Origin of the sequence: Segatella copri (genome assembly GCF_026015295.1) — a bacterium.
In the GTDB taxonomy this organism is placed as follows: domain Bacteria; phylum Bacteroidota; class Bacteroidia; order Bacteroidales; family Bacteroidaceae; genus Prevotella; species Prevotella copri_C.
The window spans coordinates 1-1177 of the sequence record NZ_JAPDUW010000008.1; the positions used below are offsets into that span (position 1 = coordinate 1).

Genomic DNA, 1177 nt, shown 5'->3' on the forward strand with positions numbered 1-1177 from the left:
TGTCATATCAGGCTTGGAGCATCTTATGTTGCTGTTGCTGTTGATGTCGAAATCACCTTCACCGCTTGGGTCTATGAGCATGACGGTACGCTTGCGGCAATAGTCCGAGAACTCCCTGTCCGGTGTGAGGTCATAGCTCAACTCTGCCATATAACCGACATCATCGATTCCTCCTGTCCTCAAGCCTGCCATGTTCAAGGCGGACTCTGCTCCTTCCGTTCGGATAATGCCCACATTTGTGTCTGTGTCAGTTGCATCAGAAAGGGATATGGTTCTTGTCGCACTTCCTGTTCCGTCAACACGCAGATAGATGTTTTTGCCTTCCTTGCGGATAGAGATGTCCGTTCCGTCAACATCCGTGGCGATGTATGAATTTGAGACCGCTCCGTTGATGATCGGATAAACAACTCCAGCATTGGTGAACCGGAATCCATACTTGCATGTGCTGCCACCGATGCTTCCGAAACCAACGTCAAAAGTCGGGTGACTTGTCGGACAGGTGAACTCAAAGGCACCGCCACCTCCAACAAGGGCTGGTGTCGTGGCATAAGCTCCGGAAGCGGCTTTCTCTTGGATGATATTGTCAGTAAAGCCATTCCTTGACACTTCAAATCCTTGCGCAGTCCATCTTGCCACTGTACTGTCGGGCTTTGACGGCACGTTGGTCTTGACCATCCATGTACGTTTCATGACATGCCACAGGGAATCTGTAGGTGATGTATATGTTGCAAGTGCCACATCATCGTCGCCCCAGAAAGTGAAGCCTCTGTCCGGCATCGGATTGCCGTTTTCACGTCCCATGACAAGCAGACGGGAAGCGGATGAAGGGTTGTATGGATTTGCGTCATGGTAAGTTCCGTTCTCCTTCAAGGCCGCATATACCGGACTTTCCTCATATGATGTTGCGGAAAGCGGTTGGGAGAGACTTCCTGCCGTGTCGGTTCCAACAGCTGTGACCCTATGGTGGTAGGCTTGGTTCTCCGCCATGTCCCAAGTCAGGTTTCCGTCGCTGTCAAGATACGAGCCTTTGAGGGTGATGCCGTACTTTACCGCCAGATAGCTCTCCACTTTTCTGCGCTCATCGGGTGTAAGCATCCTGCTGAACACAATAAGCTCAGGGGCATATCCCCGGATGGAAGCATTACCGAAGAGCGAGGTCGGGAAATCCGTACCGAAA

The 1177-nt window shown here is 51.5% G+C and carries 1 pseudogene; it reads right to left on the bottom strand.

Annotated features, from left to right (window positions below):
• A pseudogene (locus tag ONT18_RS17265) lies at nt 1–1177 on the bottom strand (T9SS type A sorting domain-containing protein); the annotation flags it as partial.